Annotated in this window: 12 protein-coding genes; 4 read left to right on the top strand and 8 right to left on the bottom strand. The window is 31.4% G+C overall.

The annotated features are described in order from the left end of the window. Positions 1-17 precede the first annotated feature (17 nt). Positions 18-1,688, top strand: coding sequence for an RluA family pseudouridine synthase (locus WHA43_RS09285; protein ID WP_105046779.1), 1,671 nt, complete (start codon positions 18-20; stop codon positions 1,686-1,688). Positions 1,689-1,714: 26 nt separating this feature from the next. Then, complete coding sequence (locus tag WHA43_RS09280) at positions 1,715-2,677, top strand: L-threonylcarbamoyladenylate synthase (RefSeq protein ID WP_105046778.1); 963 nt, start codon at positions 1,715-1,717, stop codon at positions 2,675-2,677. An 11-nt stretch (positions 2,678-2,688) separates the two neighbouring features. On the opposite strand, the gene WHA43_RS09275 is transcribed toward WHA43_RS09280, so the two are convergent. From WHA43_RS09275 to WHA43_RS09240, 8 genes are all read right to left on the bottom strand, one after another. Continuing rightward, the gene (locus tag WHA43_RS09275; protein ID WP_105046777.1) at positions 2,689-3,099 is read right to left on the bottom strand and encodes a response regulator; all 411 of its coding nucleotides are present in this window, start codon (positions 3,097-3,099) and stop codon (positions 2,689-2,691) included. Between the two features lie 177 nt (positions 3,100-3,276). Beyond that, positions 3,277-3,654 carry an Hpt domain-containing protein gene (locus WHA43_RS09270; RefSeq protein WP_105046775.1) on the bottom strand — a complete coding sequence of 126 codons (378 nt, stop codon included), beginning with the start codon at positions 3,652-3,654 and terminating at the stop codon, positions 3,277-3,279. Positions 3,655-3,726: 72 nt separating this feature from the next. Beyond that, positions 3,727-4,077, bottom strand: a complete 351-nt coding sequence (locus WHA43_RS09265) for a phage holin family protein (protein WP_105046774.1) — start codon at positions 4,075-4,077, stop codon at positions 3,727-3,729. 93 nt (positions 4,078-4,170) lie between these two features. Continuing rightward, positions 4,171-6,519 (bottom strand): DUF2309 domain-containing protein, encoded by a 2,349-nt coding sequence (locus WHA43_RS09260; RefSeq protein WP_105046773.1) that lies wholly within the window; start codon positions 6,517-6,519, stop codon positions 4,171-4,173. Beyond that, positions 6,519-8,006 (bottom strand): proton-conducting transporter membrane subunit, encoded by a 1,488-nt coding sequence (locus WHA43_RS09255; protein ID WP_105046772.1) that lies wholly within the window; start codon positions 8,004-8,006, stop codon positions 6,519-6,521. Before WHA43_RS09255 ends, WHA43_RS09260 begins: the two co-directional genes overlap by 1 nt. Positions 8,007-8,216: 210 nt before the next feature. Continuing rightward, positions 8,217-10,022, bottom strand: a complete 1,806-nt coding sequence (locus WHA43_RS09250) for a GNAT family N-acyltransferase (protein ID WP_105046771.1) — start codon at positions 10,020-10,022, stop codon at positions 8,217-8,219. A gap of 54 nt (positions 10,023-10,076) precedes the next feature. Then, a complete protein-coding gene (locus WHA43_RS09245; RefSeq protein ID WP_105046770.1) occupies positions 10,077-11,330 on the bottom strand; it encodes an aspartate kinase in 1,254 nt (417 codons plus the stop codon). Positions 11,331-11,336: 6 nt separating this feature from the next. Beyond that, positions 11,337-11,813 carry a GNAT family N-acetyltransferase gene (locus WHA43_RS09240; RefSeq protein ID WP_105046769.1) on the bottom strand — a complete coding sequence of 159 codons (477 nt, stop codon included), beginning with the start codon at positions 11,811-11,813 and terminating at the stop codon, positions 11,337-11,339. A gap of 195 nt (positions 11,814-12,008) precedes the next feature. On the opposite strand from WHA43_RS09240, the gene fbp reads away from it, so the two are divergent. After that, positions 12,009-13,019, top strand: a complete 1,011-nt coding sequence (gene fbp / locus WHA43_RS09235; protein ID WP_105046768.1) for a class 1 fructose-bisphosphatase — start codon at positions 12,009-12,011, stop codon at positions 13,017-13,019. A gap of 110 nt (positions 13,020-13,129) precedes the next feature. Beyond that, positions 13,130-13,738, top strand: coding sequence for a superoxide dismutase (locus WHA43_RS09230; protein ID WP_105046767.1), 609 nt, complete (start codon positions 13,130-13,132; stop codon positions 13,736-13,738). Positions 13,739-13,827: the final 89 nt, after the last annotated feature.

Below are 13,827 nucleotides of genomic sequence, written 5' to 3'. Positions count from 1 at the left end.
AATAATTCAATAGTTAATTGAAACATTTTCAGCAATTTAAAACGGATATTTCAAATATCAATTTACCCGAAAAATTCACATTTCCTTTTTATTATGAGCCTCATGATTTGGCAATAATTGCGGCAAATGAGTTGCAAGAATATTTAGAAAATCAGACAGATTTTCAGCATGATTTTGGGCTACAAAGTGATATAAAAACAGTAAGTATTGGCAAAATGTTTGGTGTTTTAGTAGTTAAAAACAAGCTTCAAGAAATTGGTTATTTAGCCGCGTTTTCAGGAAAATTTGCAGATCATAGTTTGCCCGAAAAATTTGTTCCACCTGTTTTTAATATGAGAACTGAAGGTAGTTTTTATGTGAAAGGTGAAGCTGAATTGGAAGAGATAAATCAAGAAATTTCAGCATTAAAAAAGGATGAAACGTATATTTCTTTAAAAAAATCAGTCAAAAAAAGAATTCAACATATTGAAGAAGACTTGGCTTTTCAGAGAAAAAAAATGAAAATTGCCAAAAAAGAACGAAAAATTCGGAAGAAAAATTCGGGTTCAATTCTTACTGAATCTGATTTTTCAATTCTCATTAAAAAATTGGAACAAGAGAGTTTTAACGATCAATTTTTTTACAAAGAATTGAAGGCCTATTATGAAAATGACCTTCAAAAAAAACAGGCTGAATTGGCATTTTTTGAGAACAAAATAGCTAGTCTAAAAAAAGAACGCATCCAAAAATCAAATTATTTACAAAAAACCTTATTTGAAAGATATGCGTTTTTAAATGCAAAAAAAGAATGGAAAAGTTTGCTGGATATTTTTAGCGATCCAATGATAAAACCTCCTGCAGGTTCAGGAGAATGTGCTGTTCCAAAATTATTGCAATACGCTTTTCTAAACGATTTAGAACCCATTTGTATGGCAGAATTTTGGTGGGGAATTTCACCAAACTCAGAAATCAGAAAACATAAAAATTTTTATCCTGCGTGTCAAAGTCGTTGTAAACCCATTTTAACACACATGTTGCAAGACCTAAAAATGGACGAAAATTTGTTGATAGAAAGTTTAACAGAACATCAAGAAATTCCCATTATTTTTGAAGATGATGACCTTATTGTTGTAAACAAACCTGCTGAATTTTTGTCTGTTCCTGGCAAAGAAATTTCAGATTCAGTTTATTCTCGAATGAAAGAAAAATATCCAGAAGCAACAGGGCCTTTAATTGTGCATCGTTTAGACATGTCCACATCTGGAATTTTAGTGTTGACAAAAACCAAAGAAGCCAATAAAATTTTACAAAGTCAGTTTATCAAAAGAACTGTAAAAAAGCGATATGTTGCTTTATTAGAAGGAAATTTAACTGAACAAAAAGGAACTGTAAAACTGCCTATTCGTTTGGATTTGGATGACAGACCCAAACAATTAGTGGATTTTGAAAACGGAAAAAATGCGGAAACTTATTGGGAAATCATCCAAATTGAAGACGATATAACGCGTGTATATTTTTATCCAATTACAGGAAGAACACACCAATTAAGAGTTCATGCAGCCCATAAAAACGGATTAAATGCACCTATTGTTGGCGATGATTTGTATGGAAAAAAAGGAAAAAGATTGCATTTGCATGCAGAATTTATAGAGTTTTTACATCCAAAAACCATGGAAAAAATGAGTTTTTCTGTGGCTCCTGAATTTTAGATTTTATATGTAATTTTGCATTCGTTATGAGTTTGATTTCAAAAGACATCCAAAAAGCCATTACCATTTTAACAAATGAAGATTTGGTTGCAATTCCCACAGAAACTGTGTATGGTTTGGCTGGAAATATTTTTAGTGAAAAAGCGGTAAAAAAGATTTTTTCTACTAAAAAAAGACCGCATTTCAATCCATTAATTGTTCATATTGCATCTATTGATGCTTTAAAAAAGGTGGTTTCTTATATTCCTGAAAAAGCACAACTTTTAGCAGAAACTTTTTGGCCTGGTTCATTGACTTTGGTGTTGAAAAAAAATCCAACAATTCCTGATTTGATTACAGCTGGCAAAGATACTGTGGCAGTTCGTGTACCAAATCATCCTTTAACTTTGGAATTATTACAACAATTGTCTTTCCCTTTAGCTGCACCAAGCGCCAATCCTTTTAACAGCATAAGCCCAACAAAACCTGAACATGTTGCTCAGTATTTCGAAAATGAAATTGAATTAATTTTAGATGGTGGACCTTGTAAAAACGGTATAGAATCTACCATTATTGGCTTTGAAAATGACGAACCAATTTTGTATAGATTGGGAGCAATATCCATAGAAACTATTGAAAAAGTGATTGGAAAAGTGCACATAAAAAACAACAAAGAAGAAAATCCTGAGGCTCCAGGAATGCTTTTAAAGCATTATGCCCCAAAAACGTTAACCGTTTTAACTTCGGATATTGAAAAAGAAATTAAAAAATTTGAAGGAAAAAAAATAGGAATTTTATCTTTCAATTCTACTCATAAATCAGACACAATTTTCCATGAAATTATACTTTCACCTTCAGGAAATTTAGAAGCTGCAGCAACAAATTTGTATGATGCTTTGCACGAGTTAGATGCTTTGCAACTAGATGTAATTATTGCAGAAAAATTACCCGAAATTGGTTTGGGAGTTTCTGTAAATGATCGTTTACAAAGAGCTGCTTTTATAAATTAAAATTATAAAAATTATTTCAAAAGATTGAACGATTCTAAAACTTGATGAATTTTTTCGGGAGTTAATGGCTTTGACAAAAACTCATTGATTTCTTTAATACTTTCAGCTTTTTCACGATCCTTAGTATCTAAAGAAGTTGTTAGCATTACAACAATCTTACTTATCTTATTTTGTTTTGAAATTTTGTTGTATTCCTCAATAAATTCCCAACCATTCATTCTTGGCATATTGATGTCTAAAAAAATCAATTCGGGGAAATGAAAACCATTTTTTATAGTGTCTTTAATGTATTCTAGTGCTTCTTCTGCACTTTGAAAAGAGACAATGTTTTCTGCACAACTCTCTTTTTGTAATACATATTTGTGCAAAAAATTGGTTGCTGGATCATCATCAATCAGTAAAATTGTGTCTAATTTTTTCATTACTATTATTTTTTAGGGGGGTTAAAATAACACGTGATTTTTTGGTGCAATTTAAAATATATCTTGTTTTTACAGCTAGTGAACTTTTGTTTGGTCTAAAAAGTTATTATTTATTTTTTTGTTTTTACAAAAAATTAAAAACAAATTTGAATTTACAAATCGGTCTTATCTCATTATTTATTTAGGTGCTGTAACAATTGATAATATTCTTTTGTATTCAACAACACTTTCATCAAAATCGATAACAACTTCTTTTAAAAGCTCCGAAATTTTTTCAATGTTTGATTGTTGAATACTTAAATGTTCCATTTCAATTAATGATTGAGTAGATTTTAAACCCATAACATTGAAAGAAGATTTTAAAAAATGTGCGGCAGCTTTAATATTAATAAAATCGGATGTTTGTACGCTTTCTTTTAATTGTTGAACTTTTTCATCTGATTGTTCTAAAAAATAGACAATCATTTGGCTGTAAGAATCATAATCCTGACCAAAATTTTCATTTAAAAATGTTAAATCGACAATATTACTTTTGATTTGGTTATTAGGGGTCATTTAATAGAAATTTTTTGTGAGGTATTTTTTTACAATATAATTGAATTTTGCTAAATTAATGAAAAACAATGCTTACTGTGTTTTCTCTTCTTTTATAAGCGATACTAAAAAAGAGCGTAAAATTGATAATAAAACACTGAAAATGAGCGCATCAAAAAAACCTACAACCATAAATCCATCAACAAATTTATCTGCCAACAAAATAATTCCTGCATTTATAACAAACAAAAACAGACCTAATGAAAAAATTGTGGCTGGTAAAGTAAACAGAACAATAATTGGTCTTACAAAAATGTTCAATAATCCAATTACCAAAGCAACTGTAATTGCGGAGATATAATTTTCAACGGCAACACCTGGTAAAACAGCAGCTAAGAAAAAAACAGCTAATGCAGTCAATAGAATTTTGAGAAGCGTATTCATTTTTTTCTTTTAAAAGTACTTTATTTTTTTGTAAAAAACAAAGAGGAGATAAATTCTCCTCTTTGTTAACGAAATAGACTTACTAGATTTCTGTCAATTCTGGCTTTTTGTCAAATTTTTTAATCTTGATTTTTTTTTGTTATTATCCTCAAAATAAGACCAATTTAGGTCTTTTTCATATTTTCTGATTTTTGAATTATCAGTTGGATCCATAACTAGTAAGTAAATCCATTCGTTATCTAGTAACGATTTTAAATTTTCGTTTCTAGATAAAATATCGATGATTCTTGGCAAAGGAGCATTTATCAAAACAGACAATCTTAAAGGTTGATGATACATTTTTGAATCAGTTTCGCAAAGCGATTGTAATGGTAATCCCATTTTTAAATCTCCTCCATTTCCTTGAACAACTCCGAATTTACCAGTAATGTTGTGCGTTATTTTTGTTCCTCCACCAAAGGTTTTATTATCAACTGTGGCAAAATAATAATGGTTGTTGATCCATTGTGTAACTACCATTGGTCCTTGCATGATTCCTTCTAACGCTTTTCCAGTAATGTCTTTTTCCCAATCATAAGAGTGTAAAAAACATCTGCTATGAAGATTGCTAGATTTTGTAATTGCTCTTGGTGCCACAATAAATCCTGCATTTTTTGCAAGTCCCCATTCTGGTCTTGTTTCTCCCCAATCATTGGCTTTTTTCTCAGCTAAAGAAACACTATTTTCAACTCCTAATCTGTCTTTTGTAGCAGTTTCTTGTGCTATTTTCAAGCTATTTTTTAACTCTTGCAATTTTTGTTGATGAGAATCTGGGACAGCAGTATCAAAAATTTCGATTTCATCTGTAGTTGTATTGTGCTCAGCACCAATGAAAACAGTGTGACTTGGAATTGTAAGATGATGCTCTTTTGATAAAACTTCTCTTACTTCATTCAAATTAGCCAATTTCGCTAACATTCTTGCATTGTGTCTTCCAGGACTTGCTGCACAGGCACCACAATCTAAACTTGACCCAAAAGGATTATTGGCAGTATGACTTCCATGGCCAGCGAAAATTACTAAAGGTGCAAAATTTTTCCAACCTGTTAAATCAAAAGCACTTTTTACAATGGCAACTTTATCTGCAAGTGGAATATCTTCAGTATGATTTCCTGTACATTGAATTTTTGGGGCAGCAATTTTTTCAAAAGAATTCTTGTTTTTTTGTTTTGAGCGATATAAAAATCCTGATGATAATGTGCGTCCAATTAAGGAGAACCCATAGAATAATCCAGAAATTTCGACAAAACCAAATGTAGATGGCAACATATTTTTCATTCTTTTTAAGAAATACTCCTTAAATCTTGAAACTTCATTTTTCTTTTTATAGGCTGTCATTTTTTCTTGTTGACCAACCTCAGCAATTTCTGAAACTTGATATGCTGAACCAACAATTGGCGGACAAGATTTTCTGGTAATATCATCCTCTAAGTTGGTGTAATCCATTGCGATTCCGAAAAAACCTGCATATCCATAAGTTTCATAATTTCCTTGAGCTTCTATATGCCTTCTAATCAACTCTGATCTTGTATCGATACAAAAAACCAACTGCGCATTAGGTCTTGAAGATTTGTTTTCTGAAATTGGAGTTGCATTAATGGTTTGAACCATCTTTTTTTGCCAAGATTTTTCCCAAGCTTTTAACCAAACATATTTAATTTGAGCATCTTGATCTGATTTTTCTAATGCTTTATTTTCAAGTAAAGGAATATTTTTGCTTTTAGCTATCCACAAACGAACTGCTAAATATTGTTCAAGATCAATAGGATATTCTTTTTGCCAATTTGATGCTACCTCAGTTCTATAATTGATATATCCTGTCCAACCTGGCAAAGCTGCCAAATGTTGCGTAAATACTTCTTCATATTGTTCTGCCGAGAAATCTTTTAAAACTTCCGTTAAAGCTTCAGTACTTGTTTTTGGAATATCATTTGTGTTTTTAATTTTTAAAGACGAATCAAACGCAGCTAATTTTCTCCAAGCTGTATAAAATCCTTTTTTCTTTCCTGGCATTTGCCATTCAGCCAAACCTTCATCCATAAACGCAGCAAGCCATTTTGCCATAATACTGTCTAATTCGTGATTAGCATTTAACTTTTCTGAAGACTCATTTTTCATTTGATTAAGATAAAATGCTGGAGTTTCGTGAAGTTGATTTTCTACTAATAAATCACTTAGAATTTTTATTTCAATTTCTCCTGATTGTATAGCTTCTCTAAAAACAGCTGGCTTTGGAAAAACAGTAGCTTGTAAGTATTTGTTTGCTTTTAAAACAGCTTCATTAAAGTGCGATTTTTCATATCCAGAAAGTGGATTAGAAGTTACGAAAGAATACAATGGCCAAGTTTTTCCAATAACTTTTGCCGATTGTTGAATTGCGGTTGAAATTACTGACTGTTGCATTATGAGTTTGATTTATACATTAATACTGTTTTTTTATACGGCTGTGAAACGTTAATTAGTTTTACATATAACCAAGGAATTTGTCTGTAAATGCCCAATTTCATAATGAAAAATCCTACTAAAAAGATGATTCCGAAAACAATTTGAAACGTTGAAAGAGCTATTGGCTGTGCAACCATTGGCATTGCTCCCATCAAGGTTGTCACTAAAGAATACACCAAACCATAAGCACTGATTCCTACTAAAAATAATGCTGGTGGCAAGAACAATTTTTGTGCTCCAGAAAGGCTTTTCTCTTTCACTATATTATACGTTACTTGTCCAATAGTGATTGCAACGATTAGAATTAGAAAAACACTGCTATCTAATTGAGTTCCTTTTCCTGTAATGAAAGAGAAGAAAACAGCTGCCAAAGCACCAAAAATAAGTACTGCTAAAGCCTGTATTGGCTTGATGCGCAATTGCTCAAATTTTTTAGGTGATGAGTGTTTAATTTCTTCTCCTGATGATAAAAACAAATACGCTTTATAAAATCCGTGTAAAATTAAATGGGTTACTGCTGCGTTAAAAAATCCTAATCCACATTGCATAATCATAAAACCCATTTGTGCAATCGTTGAACATGCTAATTTTTGTTTCACATTCACTTGAATTAGTTTGGTAAACTGAGCCAAGATTGCTGTCAAACCACCAATGATTAAAAGAATATCGAGTGTATTTGAAGCAAATAATACCGTTGAAAAAATCGCTAATAATATTCCTGATCCATTTACAAATCCTGCATGCATTAATGCTGATGCAGGTGTTGGAGAAGTCATAGCTGATAGCAACCAACGATGAAAAGGATAAATTGCAGATTGAATAATCGCTGCAATAATTAAACAAATGGCAGCAATTAAAATGGTGCTACTTGACACTAAATTGATTTGTGTGGTGATTTCGTTGATTAAAAAAGTGTCAAGTTCAAATGCTAAAAGCAATAAACCAACTACTAAGAAAAATGTTCCTGCAACAAAATAGCGCAAAGTAAATTTTGATGCTTCTCGAGCTTCTCCCCAATCTGCATCAACTCCAATCAATCTTGACATGAAAAAACCCATCAACAACCAACTTGCTGATAAAATCAAGATGTGATTTGACATTACAAAAAGCATCACAGAAAATGTAAATGCTACACACAACAACATAAATTTAGTTTGGAATTTAAATCCATTCAAATAGTTGTGTGAATAACTGCTAATAAGCGCACTAAAAAAAGTTACTGTCGCCCAAATTAAAAGTGTAAATCCGTTTATTTTTAACAAACTCCCAAAAGTCCATTCTGGGATTGTTGGATAATAAACAGCAAGAGTTGCAATAGTGCCCAAAAACATCATCCAGAATAAAGTTCGAACGATTTTTGAAAGTACTTGAGAAGAATCTAACTCAGATTTTTTTTTGGTTTCGGTTTTAAAACCATTTCCTTGATTGTTTTTTAAAGCCATCATTTAATTTCAGTTGATTATTTTATATCAATTTTAAATTCTCGGCAAAGATTACACAAATTATACATATATTTTTATTTATATTTTTTATAATAAACATATAATATATTTATGAATTAAAAATACAATACTCAGAAAGTTTGAAATAGCAAAAGATATAAATAAAGCGATTGGAGTACAATCGCTGTATCATTTATAAAGGAATAAGGAAATTTATGAGTTGGATAATTCTGAAGCTTTTCGCTCTAACTCAGCTTGGAATTCTTCCATCACAGGTTTTACAGTACTTTCAGGAATATCTGCCACTTTAATATACATCAATCCATCAACTGCATTGTTGAATTTTGGATCAACATTAAAGGCTACCAAACGTGCATTTTGCTTTACGTATTTTTTTATCAAAACCGGAATTCGCAATGCACCAGGTTCAATTTCATCAATTACTTTGTCAAATTTTTGCATATCTGCTTGTGTAGCATCAAAAACGAAATCTTTATCAGCATCTTTTAATTTGACTTTATATTCTTTTTTAGGCTGTATGTATTGAGCGATATATGGGTCGTAATAATGTGATTTCATAAACTCAATCATCAATGATTTTGAAAAATCAGAAAATTGATTGCTTATTGAAACGCCACCTAATAAATACTTATGCTCAGGATAACGCAGTGTTACGTGCACAATTCCTTTCCATAATAAAAATAAAGGCATGGGTTTTTGTTGGTATTCTTTAATGATGAAAGCACGTCCCATTTCAATGGTATTTTCCATCATTTGGTATAATTCTGGCTCAATTCTAAATAGCGTTTGCACATAAAAACCATTGATACCATACTTTTTAAAAATCTCACTTCCTAAACCCATTCTGTATGCTCCAGCCAAACAATTTGCCTCTCTATCCCATAAAAACAGGTGATAATAATATTTATCATATTTGTCTAAATCTAGCGAATTATTTGTACCTTCTCCTACATCTCTAAACGTAATTTCGCGCAAACGACCAATTTCATGCAATAAATTAGGAATGTCTTTTGCATTGGCAAAAAAAACTTCATAGTTTTTACTTTCTAGTAATCTACCTTCTTTTTCGCGTAAATCATCAACCTCTTTAACAAATAAATCAACATTTTTTTGAGAGGCTATTTTTTTTGCTGGTTTTTTTAGCTTGATATTTTGTGTTGAAATTAGCTTTTGCGCTTTCTCAAAAGGATTTGCTAGCATGTAAGTTTTCTTTCTGATAAATTCAGAAAAGGCCGGAATTTCAGTAAACTCTTTTTGATCTTCAAGTGAAATTGGTTTTCCAATTCGAACTCTAATTACTTTTCCGTTCTGAGAAATTACTTCCGAAGGCAATTTTGCTGTTCGTAAAGTGTCACTAATTTTTGATAAAAGGTAAAAAAGACGACTATTTTTTGCGTGAAAATAAATCGGAATCACCGGGACTTCAGCTTTTTTGATAAGTCTAACTGCTGATTCTTCCCAAGGTTTATCAACCTTTAATTTTCCGTCTTTATAGGTAGAAACTTCTCCTGCAGGAAAAATTCCCAATGGTTTTCCTTCTTGCAAATGCAACAATGCATTTTTAATTCCTGTAACACTCGATTTTGCATCCTTTCTGTTTTCAAAAGGATTTACGGGCATTACATAAGGCTTTAATGGTTCTATTCTATGCAACAAAAAATTAGCGATAATCTTATAATCGGCTCTTTTTTCTATCAATAATTTTAATAATAAAACACCGTCAATTCCTCCTAAAGGATGATTAGAAACGGTTATAAAAGCACCCTCTTTTGGAATCCTTTTTAAATCTTCTTCCGGAATTTGGAATACAATATTGCAGTCGTCTAAAACACCGTTTAAAAAATCGAGTCCTTCTTTGGTTTTGTTTTTTTTGTAAATTTTGTTGATAGAAGAAATTCGTAAAATTCTTATTAAAAGCCAACCAACAAAAGTGCCTATAAAACCAAATTTATCAAGACCAATTACAGTTGCAATTTCTTTAGATGTTACTAATGCCATACGTTTTGATGAGACTAGCTACAAACATACAAAAAAATACAAAACAAGCGATTTTTAAATCGCTTTTACCACCATTTGAAGCGTCTCTTTATTTACTTGTGTTAATAACGAAACCCCTTTTTCTTCAATAGTCTTGATGGCTTTGTCATCAAAATGACGCACTGTAAAAAGGTCAACTTCTTTTTGAACTTCCATCTTAAATTCGTTTTTCAAATCTTGAAAAAAGTCATCAAACTTATTGAATTTGTTATCTACACAAACTGAAAAACTGATGGCTGAATTTTGAATCAAATTTACTTTCAATTGATATTCGTGCAATTTTTGGAAAATAAAACTGATGTTATTTTCAACCATAAATGAAAAATCTAAAGCAGAAATGGAAACCAAAATCTGATTTCTCTTTACAATAAAACACGGAGTATAAGGTTCTAAAAGTGCCCCTTTTGACACTCTAGTTCCTGGCTCTTTTGGATTGATAAAAGAACGAACCAACAATGGGATTTCCTTTTTTTGTAATGGTTGCAACGTTTTTGGGTGAATTACAGAAGCTCCATAAAAAGCCATTTCAATTGCTTCCTCATACGATATTTGACGTAATAAAGTGGTATCAGAAAATACTCTTGGATCTGCGTTTAAAACCCCTTCAACATCTTTCCAAATGGTAACACTTTCTGCGTTTAAGCAATAAGCAAAAATTCCTGCTGTGTAGTCAGAACCTTCTCTTCCTAAAGTTGTGGTATTTTCTGTGTCATTTCCAGCTAAAAATCCTTGAGTAATGTTGAGTTGAGAAGTATCTACTTTTTTGGTGATGATATCTTCTGTCAGCTTCCAATCTACTTTTGCATCTCTGTAATTACTGTCTGTTTTTACATAATTTCGCACATCAAACCAGGTATTTTTGATGCCTATTTTTGTAATGTAAGCACTTACAATTTTGGTTGACAACAACTCTCCAAAACAAATAATTTGGTCATACACATAATTATACCTTTGAGAGGTATTTCTTGCCAAAAACCAACCCAATTCACCAAAAAGAATGTCAATTTCTTGATAAACTGCATCGTTTTTATCAAAAAGAGCATTCATGATGTTTTTATGATATTCCTCAATAAAATTCAATTTTAGTGCCAACTCTTCTGATTTGTTATAGTAAGCATCTACAACTTCTTCAAAAGCATTGGTTATTTTTCCCATGGCAGAAATCACAACAAGGGTATCTGAATTTCCTTCAGATTGAATAATTTTTGCTACATTTTTTACGCCTTCAGCATCTTTTACTGATGCTCCTCCAAACTTAAATATTTTCATTATCCGTTATTTTTGAATAAATTTTGCTAGATTTTCTTTGTTCATTTGTACTACATGCCAACCACTTAAATACGTAGCTCCTGTGCTTTTATAAAATTCAATAGCATTGGTATTCCAATCCAATACTTCCCAAGCAACTCTGTTATAATTATGGTCAAATGCATATTTTAAAACTGCTGTGTACAATGCTTTTCCAACACCTAAATTTCTTTTTTGATGTGTTACAATCAAGTCTTCTAAATGAATTGTTTTTCCTTTCCAAGTAGAATAGCGTTCGTAAAAAAGCGCCATTCCAATGATGATTTCATTTTCTTCTGCCACAAAAAGTTTGAATTTTGGGTTGTCAGAAAATCCGTCATTCAACAAATCTTCTTTGGTGATTTCAACAGCATTGGGTTCTTTTTCAAAAACAGCCAATTCAATAATCAAGTCTAAAATAGCCTGAGCATCTTTTGGTTGTCCTTTTCTGATTATAAAACTCATTTATATAAATTTTTAGCAAATGTAAATCATTTTCAATCGGAGCAAAATTTTCAGAAATTTTTTGACAAAATAACCTATAATGTTGAATTTTTACAGCATGAATTTTCACTAAAAAAAGATGTAAAAACAGCACTAAATCGTTGTAGTTTTTCTAAAAAGATGTCATCTTTGTAGCATCAATCAAAAAAATACTGCATGTCAACAAAACACCAAACTTTAGGAGAATTTATTATTGAAAATCAATCTTCATTCAGATACACTTCTGGCGAACTTTCTAGATTGTTAAACTCACTCAGATTGGCCGCAAAAGTAGTCAATCACGAAGTAAATAAAGCTGGTTTGGTTGATATTTTGGGAGCTGCAGGAGATGTAAATATTCAAGGAGAAAATCAACAAAAATTAGATGTTTATGCCAATGAAATATTTATTCAAACCTTAACAAAAAGAAACATTGTTTGTGGAATTGCAAGTGAAGAAGAAGACGATTTTATTTCAATCAACAGTCAAGATGAAAAACATCAAAATAAATATGTGGTTTTGATTGATCCTTTAGATGGTTCATCAAATATTGATGTAAATGTTTCTGTAGGAACGATTTTTTCTATTTACAGACGCGTAACTCCTGTTGGAACACCTGTAACTATGGAAGATTTTCTGCAAAAAGGAAGTGAACAAGTAGCTGCTGGATATATTGTGTATGGAACTTCAACTATGTTGGTTTACACAACTGGTCATGGCGTAAATGGATTTACCTTAAATCCTGCAATTGGCTCTTTTTACTTATCACATCCAAATATGACTTTTCCAGAATCAGGAACAATCTATTCTGTAAATGAAGGGAATTATTTAGATTTTCCATTGGGAATTAAAAAATACATCAAATATTGTCAAGAAGAAGCTGAAGACAGACCTTATACAAGTAGATATATTGGTTCGTTAGTATCTGATTTTCACAGAAATATGATCAAAGGTGGCATTTATATGTATCCAAAAGGTTCTAGAAATCCTGATGGAAAATTGCGTTTGTTATACGAATGTAATCCTATGGCTTTTTTGGCTGAACAAGCAGGAGGAAAATCGTCTGATGGATATACAAGAACTTTAGATGTGCAACCAACTTCATTGCATCAAAGAGTTCCGTTTATTTGCGGAAGTAAAAAAATGGTTGAAAAAGCAGAACAGTTTATGCGCGAATTTGGGGAATAAACACTTTCTATACAGTTATCAGATATCAAAACAGAAACTTCTTGGAAAACCTTTATATAATAGCTAAATTTACATTTTCAAATATATATTAACTTTTAAAACATATAAAAATGGCTTTTCAATTACCAGAATTAGGATATGCTTATGACGCATTAGAACCAAATATTGATGCAAGAACAATGGAAATTCACCATACAAAACATCACCAAGCATACACAAACAACTTAAATAACGCAATTGCAGGAACTGATTTAGAAGGAAAATCAATTGAAGATATTTTGACAAATTTAGATATGAAAAATGGCGCTGTTCGTAATAATGGTGGTGGTTTTTACAATCATAATTTGTTTTGGACAGTGATGAATCCTGAAGATAGAGGCTATTTATCTGGCGAATTAAAAGATGCTATTGAGGCTGAATTTGGTTCAAAAGATGCATTTATTGAAGCATTTAGCAAAGCTGCTGCAACTCAATTTGGTTCAGGTTGGGCTTGGTTATGTGTTCACAAAGGAGGAAAAGTTGAGGTTTGTTCAACACCAAATCAAGACAATCCTTTAATGCCAGGAGTATCATGTGGTGGAACACCAATTTTAGGATTGGATGTTTGGGAACATGCATACTATTTAAATTATCAAAACAGAAGACCAGATTATATCAATGCTTTCTTTAAAGTGATTAACTGGAATGAAGTTGAAAGACGTTATGCTGCTGCAAAATAAAGGCGTTGCCTTTTTTAGTATCTCACTCAGATGTGAAATTTGAGTTCATAAAAACAAAAAAAGCATCCAAAATTTGGATGCTTTTTTAT

The organism is Polaribacter gangjinensis (assembly GCF_038024125.1).
GTDB lineage: Bacteria > Bacteroidota > Bacteroidia > Flavobacteriales > Flavobacteriaceae > Polaribacter > Polaribacter gangjinensis.
This window is presented reverse-complemented; position numbering and strand designations above follow the sequence as displayed.

Bases quoted from the DNA above. Each gene is read 5' to 3' on its own strand.
- WHA43_RS09260 (WP_105046773.1), bottom strand. From the start codon at position 6,519: ATGCAACAGTCAGTAATTTCAACCGCAATTCAACAATCGGCAAAAGTT.
- WHA43_RS09240 (WP_105046769.1), bottom strand. From the start codon at position 11,813: ATGAGTTTTATAATCAGAAAAGGACAACCAAAAGATGCTCAGGCTATT.
- WHA43_RS09265 (WP_105046774.1), bottom strand. From the start codon at position 4,077: ATGAATACGCTTCTCAAAATTCTATTGACTGCATTAGCTGTTTTTTTC.
- WHA43_RS09230 (WP_105046767.1), top strand. From the start codon at position 13,130: ATGGCTTTTCAATTACCAGAATTAGGATATGCTTATGACGCATTAGAA.
- WHA43_RS09245 (WP_105046770.1), bottom strand. From the start codon at position 11,330: ATGAAAATATTTAAGTTTGGAGGAGCATCAGTAAAAGATGCTGAAGGC.
- WHA43_RS09250 (WP_105046771.1), bottom strand. From the start codon at position 10,022: ATGGCATTAGTAACATCTAAAGAAATTGCAACTGTAATTGGTCTTGAT.
- WHA43_RS09280 (WP_105046778.1), top strand. From the start codon at position 1,715: ATGAGTTTGATTTCAAAAGACATCCAAAAAGCCATTACCATTTTAACA.
- WHA43_RS09275 (WP_105046777.1), bottom strand. From the start codon at position 3,099: ATGAAAAAATTAGACACAATTTTACTGATTGATGATGATCCAGCAACC.
- fbp (WP_105046768.1), top strand. From the start codon at position 12,009: ATGTCAACAAAACACCAAACTTTAGGAGAATTTATTATTGAAAATCAA.
- WHA43_RS09255 (WP_105046772.1), bottom strand. From the start codon at position 8,006: ATGATGGCTTTAAAAAACAATCAAGGAAATGGTTTTAAAACCGAAACC.
- WHA43_RS09270 (WP_105046775.1), bottom strand. From the start codon at position 3,654: ATGACCCCTAATAACCAAATCAAAAGTAATATTGTCGATTTAACATTT.